This is a genomic window from Achromobacter anxifer (genome assembly GCF_903652925.1).
Classification (GTDB): Bacteria; Pseudomonadota; Gammaproteobacteria; order Burkholderiales; family Burkholderiaceae_B; genus Achromobacter; species Achromobacter anxifer.
The window spans coordinates 390,567-408,645 of record NZ_CAHLAR010000003.1 but is presented as its reverse complement, the minus strand read 5'-3'; the positions used below and the strand labels follow the sequence as shown (position 1 = coordinate 408,645).

At 68.5% G+C, this 18,079-nt stretch carries 17 protein-coding genes; 12 read left to right on the top strand and 5 right to left on the bottom strand.

All coding sequences use genetic code 11. The features are described from left to right. The first annotated feature begins 249 nt into the window (after positions 1 to 249). A complete protein-coding gene (locus tag HWY37_RS11105; protein WP_175207907.1) occupies positions 250 to 969 on the top strand; it encodes a GntR family transcriptional regulator in 720 nt (239 codons plus the stop codon). Between the two features lie 23 nt (positions 970 to 992). On the opposite strand, the gene HWY37_RS11100 is transcribed toward HWY37_RS11105, so the two are convergent. Genes HWY37_RS11100 through HWY37_RS11085 form a run of 4 tightly spaced genes read right to left on the bottom strand, consistent with a single transcriptional unit; the run spans position 993 to position 4,572 of the window. Next, a complete protein-coding gene (locus HWY37_RS11100; protein WP_176088631.1) occupies positions 993 to 1,787 on the bottom strand; it encodes an ABC transporter permease in 795 nt (264 codons plus the stop codon). Then, positions 1,775 to 2,584, bottom strand: coding sequence for an ABC transporter permease (locus tag HWY37_RS11095; RefSeq protein WP_175207909.1), 810 nt, complete (start codon positions 2,582 to 2,584; stop codon positions 1,775 to 1,777). Before HWY37_RS11095 ends, HWY37_RS11100 begins: the two co-directional genes overlap by 13 nt. Next, positions 2,577 to 3,500, bottom strand: coding sequence for an NAD(P)-dependent oxidoreductase (locus HWY37_RS11090; protein ID WP_176088630.1), 924 nt, complete (start codon positions 3,498 to 3,500; stop codon positions 2,577 to 2,579). Before HWY37_RS11090 ends, HWY37_RS11095 begins: the two co-directional genes overlap by 8 nt. A 19-nt stretch (positions 3,501 to 3,519) precedes the next feature. Then, positions 3,520 to 4,572 carry a LacI family DNA-binding transcriptional regulator gene (locus HWY37_RS11085; RefSeq protein ID WP_175207911.1) on the bottom strand — a complete coding sequence of 351 codons (1,053 nt, stop codon included), beginning with the start codon at positions 4,570 to 4,572 and terminating at the stop codon, positions 3,520 to 3,522. A 221-nt stretch (positions 4,573 to 4,793) separates the two neighbouring features. On the opposite strand from HWY37_RS11085, the gene HWY37_RS11080 reads away from it, so the two are divergent. From HWY37_RS11080 to HWY37_RS11030, 11 genes are all read left to right on the top strand, one after another. Then, on the top strand, positions 4,794 to 5,846 hold the full coding sequence (locus HWY37_RS11080) for an ABC transporter substrate-binding protein (protein WP_175207912.1): 1,053 nt from the start codon (positions 4,794 to 4,796) through the stop codon (positions 5,844 to 5,846). Positions 5,847 to 5,874: 28 nt separating this feature from the next. Then, positions 5,875 to 7,188, top strand: a complete 1,314-nt coding sequence (gene hpsN / locus HWY37_RS11075) for a sulfopropanediol 3-dehydrogenase (protein ID WP_176088629.1) — start codon at positions 5,875 to 5,877, stop codon at positions 7,186 to 7,188. A gap of 7 nt (positions 7,189 to 7,195) precedes the next feature. Further along, the gene (locus HWY37_RS11070; RefSeq protein ID WP_175207914.1) at positions 7,196 to 7,969 is read left to right on the top strand and encodes an SDR family NAD(P)-dependent oxidoreductase; all 774 of its coding nucleotides are present in this window, start codon (positions 7,196 to 7,198) and stop codon (positions 7,967 to 7,969) included. A 24-nt stretch (positions 7,970 to 7,993) separates the two neighbouring features. Next, positions 7,994 to 8,983, top strand: coding sequence for an alcohol dehydrogenase catalytic domain-containing protein (locus tag HWY37_RS11065; protein WP_176088628.1), 990 nt, complete (start codon positions 7,994 to 7,996; stop codon positions 8,981 to 8,983). 1 nt (position 8,984) lies between these two features. Then, complete coding sequence (locus HWY37_RS11060; protein WP_246302256.1) at positions 8,985 to 9,875, top strand: ABC transporter permease; 891 nt, start codon at positions 8,985 to 8,987, stop codon at positions 9,873 to 9,875. Beyond that, entirely contained in the window at positions 9,863 to 10,681 is an 819-nt protein-coding gene (locus HWY37_RS11055; protein ID WP_176088627.1) for an ABC transporter permease, read from the top strand. Before HWY37_RS11060 ends, HWY37_RS11055 begins: the two co-directional genes overlap by 13 nt. A gap of 67 nt (positions 10,682 to 10,748) precedes the next feature. Further along, positions 10,749 to 11,831, top strand: coding sequence for an ABC transporter substrate-binding protein (locus tag HWY37_RS11050; RefSeq protein WP_175207917.1), 1,083 nt, complete (start codon positions 10,749 to 10,751; stop codon positions 11,829 to 11,831). 34 nt (positions 11,832 to 11,865) lie between these two features. Continuing rightward, positions 11,866 to 12,684, top strand: a complete 819-nt coding sequence (locus HWY37_RS11045; protein WP_175207918.1) for an ABC transporter ATP-binding protein — start codon at positions 11,866 to 11,868, stop codon at positions 12,682 to 12,684. 12 nt (positions 12,685 to 12,696) lie between these two features. Further along, positions 12,697 to 14,982, top strand: coding sequence for an alpha-ketoacid dehydrogenase subunit alpha/beta (locus tag HWY37_RS11040; protein WP_246302255.1), 2,286 nt, complete (start codon positions 12,697 to 12,699; stop codon positions 14,980 to 14,982). A 17-nt stretch (positions 14,983 to 14,999) separates the two neighbouring features. Then, positions 15,000 to 15,452, top strand: coding sequence for a VOC family protein (locus tag HWY37_RS11035; RefSeq protein WP_176088626.1), 453 nt, complete (start codon positions 15,000 to 15,002; stop codon positions 15,450 to 15,452). A gap of 64 nt (positions 15,453 to 15,516) precedes the next feature. Beyond that, the gene (locus tag HWY37_RS11030; protein ID WP_176088625.1) at positions 15,517 to 16,905 is read left to right on the top strand and encodes an alpha/beta fold hydrolase; all 1,389 of its coding nucleotides are present in this window, start codon (positions 15,517 to 15,519) and stop codon (positions 16,903 to 16,905) included. A gap of 13 nt (positions 16,906 to 16,918) precedes the next feature. Here the strand turns inward: HWY37_RS11030 and HWY37_RS11025 are convergent, their stop codons facing one another. After that, positions 16,919 to 17,857: a LysR family transcriptional regulator gene (locus HWY37_RS11025; RefSeq protein ID WP_175207921.1), complete on the bottom strand. Its 939-nt coding sequence runs from the start codon at positions 17,855 to 17,857 to the stop codon at positions 16,919 to 16,921. Positions 17,858 to 18,079 lie beyond the last annotated feature (222 nt).

Here is an 18,079-nt window from a genome sequence, read left to right as displayed (position 1 = left end):
AATTTTGGAAAATTAAAGAATAATCAAGGAGTTATTGATTTATTTATGGCGCCAGGCTGCCATGAGGATTGGCCTGAAAAGCAATCGCCAGTCTGAAATTCGAGCCTGAACAGCGCCGGCCCAGGATTTTTTACGATTTATGATGCATCATGTTGAAAATATCCTGAACCGGCGGCTACCGCCTTAGGCGGCCGCCGGAGCTTTGTCGTATCGTCTTCATCCCTGCCACGCGCCCATCCTCCAATAACAATGACGCAAACCCCCGACTCGCAGACCGCCGCCGCCTTTTCCCAGCTGGAATACGGGAGCCTGGGCGCGCTCGTCTATCAGAGGCTGGCGCAGGCGCTGATGGAGGGCAGGCTGCGCCCGGGAGACCGGTTGCGCATCCGGGAACTGGCCGAAACCATGGGCGTCAGCGTCACGCCGGTGCGCGACGCGATCCTGCGCCTGGTGCAGGACGGGGCGCTGGTCATGCGCAGCGCGCGCGACATCCGGGTCTACGAGGTCAGTACGGCGGAGTACCTGGAGATCCGCGACATCCGCCTGGAACTGGAAGGCATGGCCGCCGCCCGCGCCGCGCAGAACGCCACGCCCGAGGACATCGCGCGGCTGGAAGCCATGGTGCAGGCCAACGAGGACGCGCTCAAGACCCAGGACATCCGCACCGCGGTGGGCCTGAATCAGCGCTTCCATTTCGAGTACTGCAAGATCGCCCGCATGCCGACCATGCTGGAAATCCTGCAGCGGCTGTGGCTGAAGATGGGGCCGCTGATCGCGCAGATCTATGCCGAAGGCGGGCGCGACATGATCGACGGCCACTACCCGCTGATGGCGGCGATCCGCAACAAGGATCCGCAGGCCGCGCGCATCGCCATGCAGACCGACATCCTGTCGGGCGGCCAGCCCATCCTGGACTACAAACTGCGGCAGGCTGAAACGCCGCCCGCCGCAACGCCGCCTGCCGCCTGACCACGCCCGCCGCCACGGCGCGTTCAGCGTCCCCAGCGCGCCTTCAGCCGCTGCTCGAACATGCGCAGGGCCAGGTCGATGCAGATGCCGACGATGCCGATGGCGATCATGCCGGCCATGACGATGTTGGTGGCGACGTTGAGCTGGCCCTGCACCATCATGTAGCCGATGCCGTTGCCCACCACGATCAGTTCCGCGCCCACCAGCGATTGCCAGCCTATGCCGGCGCTGACGCGCAGGCCCGCCAGGATGGAAGGCAGCGAGGCCGGCAGCAGCACTTCGGCCACGATGCGCGGGCCGCTCGCGCCCAGGGTGCGCGAGGCTTCGAGCAGGCGCGTGTCGACGAACTTGGCGCCGCGGTAGGCGCTGATCAGGCAGGGCGGGAAGGCGCCGGCGAAGATGATCAGGGTGGGGCCGCCGATGCCGGTGCCGAACCACAGGCCGGCGAACGGCACCCAGGCGATGGGCGCGACGAAGCGCAGCGCGTCGAAGAAGGGGCTGACCACGTCGTCCAGCCAGCGGTACCAGCCCATCAGCAGTCCCAGCGGTATGCCGATGGCCGCCGCCAGCAGGAAGCCGCAGGCGAAGCGGTAGAGGCTGGCGCCCAGGTGCGTCCAGAGCGTGGCGCCGGAATAGGGCTCGCTGCTGTATTGCGCGATGGTGCGCAGCACGGCCAGGGGGCCGGGCAGGTAGTTGGGCGGGAACACGCCGCTCATGCTCAGCAGGTGCCAGGCCAGGAGGAATCCGGCCAACCCCAGGCAGGACAGGCCGAAGGTGAAGGCGGGCGAGTCGCCCGAGGTGCGTGTCAGCGTAGCCATGGCAATGCCCTCTTTTCGATCCATTCCAGTGCGCGCGTCATCACCGCGCCCAATAGGCCCACCCACACCATGGCGTAGAGGATCATGCCGGGCCGGATGTCCAGCGCGGCGGTGTCCAGCACCTTGCCCAGGCCGATGAAGGCGCCGATCAGCTCCGCCGCCACCAGCGTCATCCAGGCGGTCTGCAGCGACAGGCGCAGGCCGGTGAATATCATCGGCATGGAGCCCGGAACCAGCACCTCGCGCAGCATGCGCAGCGGACCGCCCGCGCCGTGCACGCGCGCGGCCTCGATCAGCGTGGGATCGATATTGCGCACGCCCGCATAGGTGTTGATGACGGCGGGCGTGAACGAAGACACCCAGATCAGGAAGATCTTCGCCGAGTCGCCCAGCCCCAGCCACAGGATGGCCAGCGGAATCCAGGCCAGCGGCGGAATCGGCCGCAGCAGCGAGAACACCGGCCCGACCAAGGCGTCGATGCGCTTGCTGAATCCCATCAGCAGGCCCAGCGGCACGCCGGTGCCGATGGCGACCAGAAAGCCCAGGAACACCAGGCGCAGGCTGTGGCCGATGTGCTGGAACAGCGTGCCGCCGGCGTAGCCGGAGTCGCGCGACAGCTGCACGGCGGCCTGCCAGGTGGTGAGCGGCGTGGGAAAGCGCGCGCCGTTGACCAGGCCCAGCGCAGACACGATCCACCAGGCGGCGAAGACGATGGCGACGGCGGCCACGCCCACGGTGACGCGGCGGCGCGAGGCGCGCGGCCGGCGCGCGGGCAGGGTTGCGATGTGCTCACCCATGGCCGGGCTCCGCGCAGTCGCGATCCAGGTGGGCCACGTCTTCGAGCAGCAGCAGCATGGCGGTGCAGTCCTGTTCCTGCCGGCCCCAGGACTTGGCCAGCGCGAACATCTCGCGGGCGTAGCCGCCCAGCCCCAGCGGCGCGCCCACCGAGGCCGCCAGGCTCATGGCCAGGTTGATGTCCTTGTAGCCCATGCGCATGGGGAAGTCGGGGCTGATGTCGCCCGCCAGCACCTTGCCCGGAAAATTCGTCAGCAGCTGGCCGCGCCCGGCGGTGGTGTTGGACAGCACCTTGACGACGGTGGCGCGGTCCAGTCCGAGCTTGGCCGCGAACATCAGCGCTTCGCCCGTCAGCACCATGCCGACCATGGACATGTAGTTGTTGACCAGCTTGAGCCGGATGCCCGAGCCGAAGGCGCCCACGTGCACGATCTCGTCGGCCATGGCGGCGAAGATCGGCGTCGCCTGGTCGAAGTCCGCCTGCGCCCCGCCGGCCATGATCAGCGCCTTGCCCAGCGCGGCCTCGCGCGGGGTGCGTCCCACCGGCGCGTCGATGCAGCGCAGGCCCAGCGCGGCGAGGTCGGCGGCGATGCGGTCGGTCTCGACGGCGTCGCCGGTGCTCATCTCGATCACCAGCGCGCCCGGGTTCAGGCCCGCCGCCGCGCCCTCGGCGCCGAACAGGGCCTCGCGCACATGGGCCGAGGTCGGCAGCATGGTGATCGCCACGTCGCAGCCGCGCGCGGCGTCCAGCGGCGAAGCCGCCCGCCGGTAGCCGGTATCGGCCAGGCGGTCCATGGCCGCGGGAACAACGTCGTAGCCTGCTACGGCATACCCCTGCGCGGCCAGGTTGCGCAGCATTGCGCTCCCCATGACGCCCAGGCCCAGGAATGCGATGCGGGGTGATTCGGTGTGTTCCATGGGGCTTGCTCCAGTGTGGTCAGCTGCCGTGGCGCGCGCTGGTGCTGCTGCTTGGCGGCGCGGTGGTGTCGCGGACGATCAGTTCCAGTTCGATGCAGACGTTCTCGGGCGGCGTGTCGGCGTCGGCCGCCAGCAGGATGTTGGCGGCGCGCTGGCCCAGGTCGAAGGCCGGCACGTTCAGGGTGGTGATGCCGGGCCGGCAATGGGCCGCCATTTCGATGTTGTCGAAACCCGTGATCGAGATCTGCTCGGGCACGCGCAGGTTCTGCCACAGGCATTCCTGCAGCGCGCCGTAGGCCAGGATGTCGTTGCCGCACATGACCGCGGTGGGCGGTTCGGGCAGGCGCAGCAGGGCGGCCATGGCGCGGCGGGCTTCCGGCACGGTGTAGGGCTTTTCGATGACGTATTGCGGCGGCAGTTCGACGCCGCGGCGCTTGAGCGCGCGCGTGAAGCCGGCCACGCGGTCGGCGGCGCGGTCGTTGTCCTTGGAGATGCCGGCGATCACGCCGAGGCGGCGGTGGCCGATGTCCAGCAGGTAGTCGGCGATGCGTTGCGCCGCCGCGGCGTTGTCCCAGCCCACCATGGGCCAGGGATCGGCCGCGTCGTAGTGGCAGGTGGTGACGAAGGGGATGCCCTTGGAATGCAGCAGTTCGTAAAGCTCCGGGTCGCGGCTGCGCCCGACCAGCATCATGGCGTCCACGCCGCGCTCGATCAGCGCGCGCACTTCGCCCGCTTCGCGCGCAGGGCTGTAGTTGGTGCTGGCCAGCAGCAGCTGGTAGCCGTGTTCATGGATCGTCTGCTGCATGCCGTCGACCAGCTTGGCGAACAGGGCGCTGTCCACGGTGGGGATGATGGCGCCCATGGTGCGGGTCTTGCGCGAAGCCAGCGAACGCGCGGCGCCGTGCGGCACATAGCCCGCTTCCGCCAGCAGCGCCATGGCGCGGGCGCGCAGGTCCGGCCGCACTTTTTCAGGGTGGTTCAACACCCGCGACAAGGTGGCCGAGGAGATGCCGCCGCTGGCGGCAATCGACTTCAGGGTGTCCCCGGGTAGGGGAGCGGACTTTCGCTTCATTTTTGAAAGCGCTTTCAGAAATTTGATGGTGTGAATATACAGTTATTGAAACGCCGTGGTCTATCTCTAGGGTTTTCTCGGGGTTGAATGGGATTCTTGCGCGCTTATTCTTTGTATGCGCTTTCAAAACTTGAGTCCGGACACAGATCCGGGCCTGCTATCCGGGGAATGCCGCGGCAGCTCGCGCATGCAGACCGGAGTCCACTATCTGGAGACTAAGCATGTCGAGAATCCCCCGCATCCTGGGTCTGTGCCTGGCGCCGCTGGGCGCCTTGCTGTTGAGCCCCTCCGTGTCGGCCCAGGCGCCGACGCCCATCAAGGTCAGCTACCAGATCGCCTATTGGGCGCTGCCGATCTACATCGCCACGGAAAAGAACTGGTGGGCCGAAGCGGGCCTGAAGCCGGAGTTCGTGGTGTACCCGGCGGGCGCGCAGCAGATCGCGGGCGCCGCGTCCAAGTCCTGGGACGTGGGCGGCACGGGCTCGCCGCCCGCGGTGCTGGGCGCGCAGCGCTACGGCATCGTGACGCTGGGCGTCACCAACGACGAATCGACCGCCAACGGCGTGATGGCGCGCAAGGAAAACGCCGCGGCCGTGCGCAGCAACGCCGCCAAGGAAGTGAAGGGCAAGCAGATCCTGCTCAGCCCGAATTCCACCGGCGAATACGCCACCATGGCCTGCCTGAAGAAATGGGGCATGCAGCGCAGCGACGTCAGCGTGGTGACCTTGGCGCCGGCGCAGCTGGTGTCGGCCTATACCGGCGGCAACGGCCTGCTGGCCGGCACCTGGGCGCCGAACTTCTACACCCTGAACGAGCAGATCGGCGCGGAAGTCGTGTGCAACGGTAAGGACGCGGGCGTGATGATTCCCGGCGCGCTGGTGGCGCGCGGCGAATTCGCGCAGCAGAACCCGGACGCGGTGGCCAAGTTCCTGGCCGTGTACCTGCGGGCCGTGAGCTTCGAGAAAAGCCACAAGGCCGAGGCCATGGGCTATCTGCGCAAGCTGTTCGAGGCCAACGGCATCAAGCTGAACGACGGCTACCTGGGCCAGGAGCTGGAGCGGCCCATCTTCACGCTGGACGAACAGCTCAAGCTGATGGCGCGCAATGGCGGCAAGTCCACGCTGGACAACGCCTACGAGGCCCTGTCCGGCTACCTGAAGAGCGTGGGCACGCTGGCCGAGGTACCGGACCCCAAGACCTATATCTCGGACGACTACATGAAGCGCGTCGACCAGACCCCCGCGCTCAAGACCTTCGCCAACAACGCCAACTGAGCCGCATCCAACCATCCGGGAGACTCCCATGGCAGTAAGCAAGCTCAAGTCCGCGTCGAAGCAGCCCCAGGGCAACGAGGCCGCCGCGCGCGAGGTCGCCGCCGAGATGCTGGCGAACATCAAGTCCGGCGGCGAGGCCGCGGTGCGCGACTACGCCCGGCGGCTGGACAAATGGGAAGGCGACATCCTGGTCGGCGCCGCCGAGATCGAACGGCGCACCGCCGCCATCCCTGAGGGCATCAAGCGCGACATCGAGTTCGCCGCCGGCCAGGTACGCAAGTTCGCGCAGGCGCAGATGGCCTCGGTGCGCGAGTTCGAGCTGGAGCTGGCGCCGGGCCTGACCGCCGGGCAGCGGCTGATTCCGGTCAACGTGGCCGGCTGCTACGTGCCGACCGGGCGCTATGCGCACATCGCCTCGGCCTACATGAGCATCGCCACCGCCAAGGCGGCGGGCGTGCCCACGGTGATCGCCTGCTCCACTCCCTATCGCGGCGAGGGCATCCATCCGCAGGTGCTGTATGCCATGAAGGTGGCGGGCGTGGACGCGGTCATGACGCTGGGGGGCGTGCAGGCAATCGCCGCCATGGCCTACGGCCTGTTCACGGGCAAGCCGGCCGACATCATCGTCGGACCGGGCAACAAGTTCGTGGCCGAGGCCAAGCGCATGTTGTTCGGCAGCGTGGGCATCGACGTCTTCGCCGGCCCGTCCGAGGTCTGCATCATCGCCGACGCCTCGGCGGATCCGGCCATCGTGGCCTCGGACCTGGTGGGGCAGGCCGAGCACGGCCATGAGTCGCCCGCCTGGCTCATCGCCACCGACCGCAAGCTGGCCGAGGCCGTGCTGCGGCGCGTGCCGGAGCTGATCGAGGCCTTGCCGCCGACCGCCCGCGACGCGGCCGGCGCCGCCTGGCGCGATTATGGCGAGGTGGTGCTGTGCGACACGCGGGAAGAGGCGGTGGAGGTCTCCGACCGCTACGCCAGCGAGCACCTGGAGGTGCATTGCGAGGACCTGGATTGGTGGTTCAGGAACCTGACTTGCTATGGCTCGCTGTTCCTGGGCGAGGAAACCACGGTGGCCTTCGGCGACAAGGCCAGTGGCACCAACCACATCCTGCCCACCAAGGGCGCGGCGCGCTATTCGGGCGGCCTGTCCGTGCACAAGTTCATCAAGACCGTGACCTGGCAGCGCATGACGCGCCAGGCCAGCCGCGACACCGCCCAGGTGACCGCCCGGATCTCGCGCCTGGAAGGCATGGAGGCGCATGCGCGCACCGCGGACGACCGCCTGGCCAAGTACTTCCCCAAAGAATCGTTCGAACTGGGCGAACCCGTGCGGGAGTGACACCATCATGCACAACGACATGACCCGCCTGTTCAATCTGGACGGCCGCGTCGCGCTGGTGAGCGGCGGCAGCTCCGGCATAGGCAAGGCCATCGGCCTGGCGCTGGCGCGCGCCGGCGCCAGCGTGGTGCTGGTGGCGCGGCGCGAGCAGGAGCTGGCCGCCGCGGCGGGCGAGTTCGAGGCCGAAGGCCTGCGCGCCAGCGCCTTGCCCTGCGACCTGGCCGATCGCGAGGCGCTGCGCGGCTTCGCGGCCCGCGCCGGCGAGGCCTATGGCGCGCCCGACATCCTGGTCAACGCCTCGGGCATCAATGTGCGCAAGCCCTTCGAGGACACGGCCGACGAAGACTGGGACCGCTCGCTGGCGATCAACCTGACCGCGCCGTTCCTGCTGACCCGCGCGCTGGCGCCGGCCATGCGCGAGCGCGGCTGGGGCCGCATCATCAACATCACCTCGCTGCAGTGCGTGCGCGCCTTCCCCGACAGCGCGCCCTATGGCGCCTCCAAGGGCGGCCTGATGCAGCTGACCCGCGCCATCGCCGAGTACTGGTCGCGCCACGGCGTCACCTGCAACGCGATCGCGCCGGGCTTTTTCGAGACGCCGCTGACCGCGCCCGTGATGAGCGACCCCGCCCGGGTGCAGGCGTTGGCCGCCAGCACCATGATCGGCCGCAACGGCAGGCTGGACGACCTGCACGGCGCCGCCGTGTTCCTGGCGAGCGAGGCCTCGGCCTACATCACCGGGCAGACCCTGTTCATCGACGGCGGCTTTTCGGCCCGCTGACCGGCATCTCCACGGAGTCCCGCCATGAAAGCCCTTGTCTATACCGCGCCCAGCCAGCTCATGTACCGCGATGAACCCGAGCCCGCGCAGGGCGACGGCGACGCGCTGCTGCGCATCGAGGCCGTGGGCATCTGCGGCTCGGACATGCATGCCTTTCACGGGCATGATCCGCGCCGCAATCCGCCGCTGATCCTGGGGCATGAGTTCGTCGGCACGCTGGTGGGCGGTCGCCTCGCGGGCCAGCGCGTGACGGGCAATCCGCTGATCCATTGCGGCCATTGCGATTTTTGCGTGCAGGGGCGCAACAACCTGTGCCGCAACCGCGGCATGGTGGGCATGACGCGCCCGGGCGCGTTCGCCGAGTTCATGGCCATCCCCGAGCGCTGCCTGATCCCGGTGCCGCAGGACATGCCGGCCGCCGCGGCCGCCCTGACCGAACCGGCGGCGACGGCCCTGCACGGCGTGGCGCTGGCGCAGCGCGCCTTGTTCCGCCCGCTGGCCGAAGCCCGCGCGCTGGTGGTGGGCGGCGGCGCCATCGGCCTGCTGACGGCGCTGCTGCTGCGCGCCCAAGGGTGCCGCGTCAGCCTGGCCGAGACCAATCCGCTGCGGCGCGAGTCGGCGCGCAAGCATGCGGGCTGCATCGTCTTCGACCCGCGCGAGACGGCGCCCGCTCCCGGCGCCTACGAACTGGTGGTGGACGCGGTGGGCGGCAAGCTCACGCGCCCGGCCGCGCTGGCCGCGGTGCAGCCGGGTGGCGTCATGCTGCACATCGGCCTGCAGGACTGGGCCAGCGAGATCGACATGCGGCGCCTGACGCTGGACGAGATCACGCTGATCGGGGCCTACACCTACACCACCGCCGACCTGAGCGCCACGGTGGACGCGCTGCACCGCGGCGTCTTCGGCGACCTGGCCTGGGTCGAGGAGCGTCCGCTGGGGGCGGGCGCGCAGGCCTTTTCCGACCTGGACGGCGGACGCGCGGCGTCGGCCAAGATCGTGCTGAGGACGCATTGACATGGCCCGGCACCCGCTTGCTCCCCGCGCCGTCGCCGGCGTCCCGGCCGTCCTGGCCCTGCTCGACCGGAGCGCCGCCATGACCGTCGCCAGGCCCCCCGTGAATCCGCCCGCGCCGGCGCGGCGGCGCTTGTCCCTGCGCTGGCTGGTCAGCGGCGCGTCGATCGCGGCGCTGCTGCTGGCCTGGTATCTGGCCACGGGACCGCTGGAACTGCTGAGCGCGGTGCAGCTGCCGTCGCCCGCCGACGCCTGGGACGCCTTGCGGGAGATCGCGGGAGATGGCTATGCCGACGGCACGCTGCTGCAGCACATCGCCGCCAGCACCGGGTTGGTGCTGTACGGCTTCGCGGCGGCGGCGCTGACGGGCGTGCCGCTGGGCATCCTGATGGGGCAGAGCCGGCTGGTCGAGGCCTACGTCAATCCGGTGTTCCAGATCGTCCGGCCCATCGCGCCCATCGCCTGGATTCCGCTGACCATCCTGTGGTTCGGGCTGGGCACCAGCGCCAAGGTCTTCGTCATCTGGCTGGCGGCCTTCGCGCCCACAGTGATCAATACCCATACCGGCGTGCGCAATATCGACAGCACGCTGCTGCAGGCGGCGCGCGTCAACGGCGCGGCCGGCCGCCTGATGCTGCTGGACGTCATCGTGCCCGGCGCGCTGCCCGCCATCTTCACCGGCCTGCGGACCTCGCTGCAGGCCTGCTGGATGGTGCTGGTGGCGGCGGAGCTGGTCGGCTCCTTCGTCGGGCTGGGCCATGTGCTGATCATCGCCACCCGCGACCTGAACTCGGGAATGATCGTGGTGGCCATGGCCGCCGTGGCCGTCATGGGCATGCTGATGTCGGTGCTGCTTGCGCAAGTCGAACGCAAGGTGATGCCATGGAAAGCCTGAACCCGGCTCGCCGCGGCGGCGCGCGCGAGGCGCTTTTGCGCCGCGTGGCGGAGCGCTGGCTGATGCCGGCGCTGGGCATCGCCACGCTGTTCGGCGGCTGGGCGCTGCTGTCGGGTCTGGGCCTGGTGTCGCCGGCCTTCCTGCCGGGCCCGCTGACCGTGCTGCGCAGCATGGCCGAGCACACGCGCGAGCCCTATGCGGGTTCGGTGCTGCAGGTGCACTTGCTGGCCAGCCTGGAGAAGTTCCTGATCAGCTTTTCCATCGCCGTCCTGCTGGGCGTGCCGCTGGGCCTGTTCATGGGCCGCTTCAAGACCCTGCATTGGGCGGTGGGGCCGGTATTCGAGGCGTTCCGCTTCATTCCGCCGATTGCCTGGGTGCCGTTCGCGATCTTCTGGTTCGGCACCGGCTTCCTGTCGCCCACGCTGGTGATCTTCGCCGGGACCTTCGCGCCCTGCGTGCTGAACGCCTACCGCGGCGCCAGGCAGATCGACCGCGCCCTGATCGAGGCCGGCCAGATGCTGGGCGCAGGCCGCTGGACCACGCTGACCGAGATCCTGCTGCCGGCCTCGCTGGCGCACATCGTCGCCGGCATCCGCGTCGGCGCGGGATTCGGCTGGCAGTCGCTGATCGGCGCGGAGCTGATCGTGGGCTCCACCGGGCTGGGCTACATGATCGTGCAGGGTGGCAGCAACCTGGAACCGGCCATCGTGATCAGCGGAATGATCACCATCGGTCTGATAGGCGCGGGCATCGACTTCGGCATGCGCGCCCTGCAACGGCGGGTGCAGCGCGACTGGTCGCGCTGATACGGAAGGAAAGGAGGAAGAACGGGCAGTCAGTGCATACGCGGCATTCCATATTGGAGAGAGACAGATGAGACATTACAAAGGCCTCAAGGCCTTGGCAGCGCTCTTGATCGGGTGCTGGCTGGGGGGACCCGGACAGGCGGCGGCGCAGGCCGCGCCGGCGGCCGGGGAACTGTTCACCATCCGCATCGGGCAGCAGCCGCAGCGGTGGGCGCTGGAGTGGTACATCGCCAGCCAGAAGGGCTGGTGGCAGGAGGTGGGCCTGAAGCCCGAGATCTCGACCTTCGCCTCCGGCGCGGTGGAGATCGCGGCGGGCGCGTCGGGCTCCTGGGACGTGGGCGGCGCGGGCAACATCCCGTCCCTGCTGGGCGCGTCGAAGTACGGCCTGCAGACCATAGGCATCGCCGACGGCGAGGCCGCCATCATCACCCTGATGGCGACCAAGGAGCGCGCGGACGAATACCTGAAGAATCCGGCGCTGCTCAAGGGCAAGACCATACCCGTCACCAGCAATTCCACCGGCCAGTGGGGCGCGGCCGAATGCCTGTCGAAGAAGTTCGGCCTCAAGCCCGACGACTACCGTTTCGTGAACCTGTCGCCGCCCGACATCAACGCCGCGGTGATGAGCGGCAAGTACGACATTTCCTCCGTGTGGGCGCCCAATACCTACATCCTGCAGGAGGCCATCGGCGCGCAGGTGATCTGCACCGGCGCCGAACTGAAGATGCCCATCCACAGCTACCTGTTCACGACGCCGGCCTTCGCCAGGCAGCATCCCGACAAGGTGGCGCGCTTCCTCGCGGTGTACCTGCGCGCGGTTGCTTGGCAGCGCGCGCATCCCGAAGAGGCGAGGGCCTATCTGAAGGAGTTCTTCGGCAGCGTGGGCGTGAAGTTCCCCGACAAGTACCTGGAGCAGGAACTGCGCGACCGTCCCGCCTTCGACCTGGCGGAACAGGCCAAGCTGTTCGCGCCCGGGCCCGGCGGCACGTCCGAGATCGTCGGCTGGTGGAACAGCGTGGGGGAATTCATGGTGTCCGTGGGCGTGGTCAAGAAGATCCCCGATCCCAAGACCATGGTCACGGGCAAGTATCTGCAGATGATCCAGGACGATCCCAAGCTCAGGGCCTTCGTCGCCGACGTCGCGAAGTAGGCCGGCGGCGGGTTCTCAAAAAAGGAACGCAAGCATGAGTCAGATAACTTTCGAACGGGTGCAGCGCACGTTCAGCCGGGGCGGCGAGAGCTTCCTGGCGCTGGACGACGTGAGTTTCGAGGTGGGCGAAAGGGAATTCGTCTCCATCGTGGGGCCGTCGGGTTGCGGCAAGACCACGCTGATGCGCATGGCGGCCGGTCTGGAGTTTCCGTCCGCCGGCAGCGTGCGGGTGGGTGGCAAGGAGGTGGAGGAGCCCGGGCCGGACCGCGCCGTCGTGTTCCAGCAGTTTGCGCTGTTTCCCTGGAAGACCGTGACCGAGAACATCGGCTTCGGCCTGAAGTGCAAGGGCGCCTCGCGCGAGGCGCGAGCGCGGACGGTCGCTCGCTACATCGAGCTGATGGGGCTGTCGGGCTATGAACAGGCCTATCCGCACCAGCTGTCCGGCGGCATGCAGCAGCGCGTGGCCATTGCCCGCAGCTACGCGCTGGACCCCGACGTGCTGCTGATGGACGAGCCCTTCGGCGCGCTGGACGCCCAGACACGCGTGGTCATGCAGGAAGAACTGGTCAAGCTGTCCCGGCTGAATCCGCGCACCGTGCTGTTCATCACGCACAGCGTGGAGGAAGCGGTGTACCTGTCCGACCGCGTGGTGGTGCTGACGGGCCGCCCGGGCCAGATCAAGGAAATCATCAACGTGGCCGACGTGCGCAAGCGCGAGGACTGGGACAGCATGGAACGGATCGAGGACGTGATGGACATGGAGGCGTTCGTGCACCTGCGCACGCACATCTGGAAGCTGCTGCGCGCGCAGGAAACCGAACCGCTGGATGCCGCCATGGCCGCGGCTCACTGAAGGGAAGCGTAGATGAAGCACATCAATGAAGGCGCGGCCCATGCCGCGGGCACGGCCGGCAAGCGCCGGGCCGCCGGATCAACCTCCCGTACTGGAGACGATGCAATGACTCCCCGGCTTGCCGCCCTGCATACCGAGACGCCCTGGTGGCGGCTCAGCGCCACTGCCGCGGATGCGAAGGCGATCGAGCCGCGCGAGATGGTCCGCATGCTGGAGCAGCTGATCCTGATCCGGCGCTTCGAGGAAAAGTTGCTGAAGCTGAGCGTGGCCGGCATTCTGCACGGCCCCGCGCATTCCAGCATCGGCCAGGACGGCGCCGCGGTGGGCGCCATGTCGGTGCTGGAGTCGGCCGACAAGATCAACGGCACCCACCGCATGCACCACCAGTTCCTGGCCAAGGCCTTGAACCACGCCACGCCGGCGGACTATTCGCCGCTGGATTCGGCCACGCTGGACTCGCATCGCGACGTGGTCTACCGGACCTACGCCGAGATCCTGGGCCTGACGCCGGGCTATTGCGGCGGGCGCGGCGGGTCCATGCACCTGCGCTATCCGGAGGCCGGCATCTACGGCTCCAACGCCATCGTGGGCGGCAACCCTTCGCATGCGGTGGGCTACGCCTTCGCCGACAAGCTGCGCGGGCGCGACCACGTTTCGGTGGCCTTCTTCGGCGACGGCGCCATGCAGAGCGGCGCCGCCTATGAGGCCATGAACCTGGCGGCGCTCTACAACACGCCCGCCATCTTCTTCGTCGAGAACAATCTGTACGCCGTGTCCACCCATGTGTCCGAACAGACCCGCGAGACCCGTTTGTCGGCGCGCGGCCTGTCCCTGGGCGTGCCGGCCATCGAGTTCGACGGCATGGACGTGGTGGCTGCCAGGCTGGCGATGCAGGAGGCCCGCGCCATCATCCGCCGCGACGGCGGACCGGTGCTGCTGGAGGCCCAGACCTACCGCTACCTGCACCAGTCGGGCGCGTTGAAGGGCAGCGCCTTCCGTTACCGCGACAAGGAAGAGGAAGAGGCCTGGGGCGCGCGCGATCCCATCCAGACCTTCCCGGCGCAGCTGAAAGCGCTGGGCCTGATCGACGACGCCGGTATCGAGCGCCTGGAGCGCCGCGCCGATGAACTGATAGACGGCGCGCTGGAACGGCTGCTGGAAAACTACGGCGACGAGGCCGCGCAGCGCATCCGCCCCGAGCTGTGGCCGGACCCGGCCAGCGTGGACAGAGGCATCCGCGGCGACCTGGGCGAACTGCGGGGGCAGCGCGCGGTGGAGCTGGAAGAGCAGGCGCAAGACGGCCTGGCGGACGCCAAGTTCCAGGACGTGATCTCGCGCGCCATGCTGCTGAACATGCGGCGTGATGACGGCATCTTCATCCTGGGCGAGGACGTGCACCGCCTGAAGGGCGGCACGGCCGGCGCCACCAAGGACATCGGCGACCATTTCCCGGAACGCCTCATCGGCACGCCGATCTGCGAAAACGGCTTCACCGGCCTGGCGCTGGGCGCGGCGCTCAACGGCATGCGCCCGGTGGTGGAGATCATGTACCCCGACTTCGCGCTGGTGGCGGCGGACCAGCTGTTCAACCAGATCGCCAAGGTGCGCCATATGTTCGGCGGCAAGTTCGCGGTGCCGGTGCTGGTGCGCAGCCGGGTCACGGCGGGCACCGGCTATGGCTCGCAGCATTCCATGGACGCCAGCGGCCTGTTCGCTCAGTACCCGGGATGGCGCATCCTGGCGCCTTCGCGGCCCTATGACTACATCGGCCTGCTCAACGCCGCGCTGCGCTGCGACGATCCGGTCCTGATGGTGGAATACAACGACCTCTTCAAGAAGGTGGACAAGGTGCCGGCCGAGGACTGGGACTACATCGTCCCCATCGGCCGGGCCCGCGTCGCGCGCGAGGGGACGCGCTGCACCATCCTGACCTACGGCGTCATGGTCGAGGTCTGCTGCCAGGCGGCGGAGCGTACCGGCATAGACGCCCAGGTGATAGACCTGCGCACGCTGGACCCGCTGGGCATCGATTGGGAAACCATCGCGGCCGGGGTCAAGCGCACGCAGGCGCTGATGATCGTGGAACAGACCACGCGCGGCACCTCCATCGGCTCGCGCGTGGCGAGCGAGGCGCAGTCGCGGCTGTTCGACTGGCTGGACCACGAGATCGTCCATGTCACGGGCGCCAATTCCTCGCCCGTGGTGTCCAAGGTGCTGGAGCGCGCGGCGCTGGCGGACGCGCAGGCCGTGGAGACGGCCCTGAAGTCCATGGACAGCCGCCGCGGCGGCGCCCGCTGAGCCTGGGAGAGATAAGGATGCTGAAAGACAAATTGCTGGCGGCGCATCACACGGCCATCTGCGTCAACGATTTCGAGCGCGCGCGGGATTTCTACACGGGCTTTCTCGGCTTCGAGCTGGAGGGAGAAATGGACCACCGTTCCGAGCCCGCCCTGGCCGAGGTGGTGGGCCTGCCCGGCGCGACCGTGCGCTGGGCCATGCTGCGCCACGGCGGATACCGGGTCGAGCTGTTCAAGTACTACACGCCGGATGGCGACAAGCAGGCGCGCCGCCAATGCGACTTCGGCTACAGCCACATGGCCTTCGAGGTGGAGGACGTGGACGCGGTGTATGAACAGGCCACCCGCGCCGGCTACGAGACCGTGTCCTCGCCGTGCGTCATGCGCAAGGGACGCACCAAGGTGTTCTACCTGATGGAGCCCGAGGGCGCCATCACGGAGTTCATCCAGTTCATGAATCCAGCGGCCTGAGGCCGCGTTGGGGCAAGGGGCGTCCCGCCAGCCGGGACGCGCATCGATCTACGAAGGAACAAGCATGACGAGAACGCTGGATATGGTCGTCCCGCCGACAGGCGAGGCCCTGGACGCGGCCCGCCTGGTCGCCTGGATCGTGACGCCGGGCCAGGCCTTCAAGGCGGGCGACGTGCTGGTCGAAATCGAGACGGACAAGTCCATCATCGAGGTGCCGGCGCATGACGACGGCATCATGCTGGAACACCTGGTGGCGGTGGACGGCATCGTCAACGCGGACACGGTGATCGCGAGAGTCGAGATGGAAGGAGAAGTGCCGCCTGGATCGGGGACGAGCGCGGCGCAGACGCCGTCCGTCGCTGCGTCCGCCGGCGGCGCGTCGGTGGCAACGCCCTTGCCGCCGGTTGCGCACGCCACCTCGCAACCCGCGCCGCAATCTGTGTCGCAATCTACGCACCCCACGCACTCCGCCCAGCCCGGAGCGCGCAAGTTCGCCACGCCCGCCGCCCGTCGCGTCGCGGCCGAGCGCGGCATAGCGCTGGACGCGGTGCAGGGGACCGGTCCGAATGGCCGCGTGACCGTGGCCGATGTCGGAGAGGGACCGCAGCGGGCTGGCGCCAGGGGCGTGGAGGGCATGCAGGCGCGCGGCGCGGCCGGGGACAAGCGTGAGGGTTGGGCGGCCACGCGCCACGGCGACGTGCGGTACAGCGTGTGGGAAGGGAGCGGCCCCGCCAGCCAGACGGCGGTGCTCATCCACGGCATGTTCGGCGACCGCGACGCCTGGGCCAGCCTGGCGCACGCGCTCAACCGCGGCGGCCTGCGCGTGCTGGCGATGGACCTGCCTTGCCATGGCGCCACGCGCTCGCAGGCGGCGCGTTTCGAGCAGGTCGTCGATGCGGTGGCCGACACGGTCGCGTCGCAGTGCGCCGGGCCTTTGACCTTGATCGGCCATTCCTTCGGCGCCGCGGTGGCGGCCAGGGCCACGTCGCGTCCCGGCATGGACGTCAGCGCCCTGATCCTGATCGCGCCGGTCGGCCTGGGCACCGAGATCGACCAGGGATTCCTGACGGGCATGACGCACGCCGCCACCAACGAGGCGGTGCAGCGCGAACTGCAGAAGCTGACCGTTACCGGCATGACGCCGTCGGGAAACTTCATCGACGCCTTGCGGCAAAGCACGCAGGCGCGGCGCGAGCCGCTGATCGAGCTGTGCCGGGAGGTGGGCTGGAACGGCGTGCAGCAATTGAACATCGTGCCGGACCTGGCCAATCTGTCATCCCGCTGCACACTGATCCACGGACGGCGCGACGCCGTCATTCCCTGGCGCCACGCGCTGAACGCGCCGCCCCGCACCGCGCTGCACCTGCTGCCGGATGCGGGCCACATGCCGCAATGGGAGGCCGGCAAGCTGGTGGCGGATATCGTGCTGGACGCGCTGGCGGCCGCGCGCTGAGCAGCCGCCAGTCTCAGGCGGCCGGCGTCGCGGTGTTCTCGCCGCTGGCGAACAGGTCCACCAGGGTCCGGCGCAGCCAGCGCTGCGCCGGCACCGTGTCGTTGCGCTGGTGCCAGAACAGCGTGATGGTGCGCGGCGGCGCGAGCATGGGCAGCGCCATGGCGTGCAGATAGGGCGCGTGCGGCGTCAGTGCGCCCAGATGCAGCGGCAGCACCGCGATCATGTCGGTGTGGCGCAGCATTTCGTAGGCCACGTTGTAGTGGTTGACCAGGGCCGCCACGTCGCGCGACAGGCCGCGCGCCGACAGGTACACGTCATACGAGGGCGGTGTCTGCCCGCCCAGGCTTACGTCCACGTGGCGCGCCGACAGAAAGGCCCGCGTGCTCAGGCGTTTCATGGAGGCCAGCGGATGGTCGCGGCGCATGAAGCAGGCGTACTCCACCAGCCATAGCGAGCGCGAGCGGATATGGCCCGGGTACTGGGCTTCGTTGATGTAGGCGCTGAGCACGCAGTCGGCGCGGTTGTCTTCCAGCTGGTCGGGAATGTCCACCACATTGTTGGGCAGGGTGCGCACGCGCGCCTGCGGCGCCGCGCGCGCCATCAGCCCGCATAGCGGCGGCATGACGATGCCCGCCGTGTAATCCGACATGGACAGGCTGAATTCGACCTTGGCGCGCGCCGGGTCGAAGGCGTCTGGGTCGAGCGCGCCGCGCATGCGGTCCAGCGCCTCGGCCAGCTCGTTCCACAGCACGGCGGCGCGCTGGGTCGGCATGACGCCGTTGCCGGCGCGCACGAACAGCGGATCGCCCAGGCTTTCGCGTAGGCGGGCCAGCGCATTGCTGACGGCGGGCTGGGTCATGAACAGCGCATTGGCCGCGCGCGTGACGCTGCCCTCGGTCATCAGGGCTTCGAAGACCTTGAGCAGGTTCAGGTCCAGGGTGCGGAAGGTCATGGAAGGGTATTCACATCAGTGATAGAGGGCATCATTACTATAAATTGGATTCATGAAATCACGCGTGCCTATCATGCGCTTTCTCATCAAGTACGGCTCCAGTGTCCTATCCCGTAGATGCGTCCGCATGACGAAATTCCTCCATGAACGTCAGGGCTAGGCGCAAACCGCAGCGATACCCGTAGGTATCGCGAGGATTTGCAACGACGCTCTGGCGTTCAT

Coding starts and splice junctions, on each gene's coding strand:
- HWY37_RS11105 (WP_175207907.1), top strand. CDS start 250: ATGACGCAAACCCCCGACTCGCAGACCGCCGCCGCCTTTTCCCAGCTG.
- HWY37_RS11100 (WP_176088631.1), bottom strand. CDS start 1,787: ATGGCTACGCTGACACGCACCTCGGGCGACTCGCCCGCCTTCACCTTC.
- HWY37_RS11095 (WP_175207909.1), bottom strand. CDS start 2,584: ATGGGTGAGCACATCGCAACCCTGCCCGCGCGCCGGCCGCGCGCCTCG.
- HWY37_RS11090 (WP_176088630.1), bottom strand. CDS start 3,500: ATGGAACACACCGAATCACCCCGCATCGCATTCCTGGGCCTGGGCGTC.
- HWY37_RS11085 (WP_175207911.1), bottom strand. CDS start 4,572: ATGAAGCGAAAGTCCGCTCCCCTACCCGGGGACACCCTGAAGTCGATT.
- HWY37_RS11080 (WP_175207912.1), top strand. CDS start 4,794: ATGTCGAGAATCCCCCGCATCCTGGGTCTGTGCCTGGCGCCGCTGGGC.
- hpsN (WP_176088629.1), top strand. CDS start 5,875: ATGGCAGTAAGCAAGCTCAAGTCCGCGTCGAAGCAGCCCCAGGGCAAC.
- HWY37_RS11070 (WP_175207914.1), top strand. CDS start 7,196: ATGCACAACGACATGACCCGCCTGTTCAATCTGGACGGCCGCGTCGCG.
- HWY37_RS11065 (WP_176088628.1), top strand. CDS start 7,994: ATGAAAGCCCTTGTCTATACCGCGCCCAGCCAGCTCATGTACCGCGAT.
- HWY37_RS11060 (WP_246302256.1), top strand. CDS start 8,985: ATGGCCCGGCACCCGCTTGCTCCCCGCGCCGTCGCCGGCGTCCCGGCC.
- HWY37_RS11055 (WP_176088627.1), top strand. CDS start 9,863: ATGGAAAGCCTGAACCCGGCTCGCCGCGGCGGCGCGCGCGAGGCGCTT.
- HWY37_RS11050 (WP_175207917.1), top strand. CDS start 10,749: ATGAGACATTACAAAGGCCTCAAGGCCTTGGCAGCGCTCTTGATCGGG.
- HWY37_RS11045 (WP_175207918.1), top strand. CDS start 11,866: ATGAGTCAGATAACTTTCGAACGGGTGCAGCGCACGTTCAGCCGGGGC.
- HWY37_RS11040 (WP_246302255.1), top strand. CDS start 12,697: ATGAAGCACATCAATGAAGGCGCGGCCCATGCCGCGGGCACGGCCGGC.
- HWY37_RS11035 (WP_176088626.1), top strand. CDS start 15,000: ATGCTGAAAGACAAATTGCTGGCGGCGCATCACACGGCCATCTGCGTC.
- HWY37_RS11030 (WP_176088625.1), top strand. CDS start 15,517: ATGACGAGAACGCTGGATATGGTCGTCCCGCCGACAGGCGAGGCCCTG.
- HWY37_RS11025 (WP_175207921.1), bottom strand. CDS start 17,857: ATGACCTTCCGCACCCTGGACCTGAACCTGCTCAAGGTCTTCGAAGCC.